Below are 257 nucleotides of genomic sequence, written 5' to 3'. Positions count from 1 at the left end.
GCTTTAAGGGGGATTGTATTATGGAACATTTTAAGCGAAATTCTATACAATCATACACTACCTAATAGCATTTTATTAAAAACTGAATATCTTACAGCTTTAATAGCTCGTATAAAACTATATGTTTTGTGCGGGCTTTTTTCATACCAAAAAAAATTTTTTTAATTTTTTCGGTTTCAACTTAACAAATCACACCTGCCGTTCCCTATATGGTGCGGAAAGAGGGATAACCACTTTTCACGTCGTAACGGAAAGGG

The sequence above is a fragment of the Blautia sp. AF14-40 genome, from assembly GCF_003479665.1.
Taxonomy (GTDB): domain Bacteria; phylum Bacillota; class Clostridia; order Lachnospirales; family Lachnospiraceae; genus Fusicatenibacter; species Fusicatenibacter saccharivorans.
Note: the sequence above shows the minus strand (reverse complement) of the source record.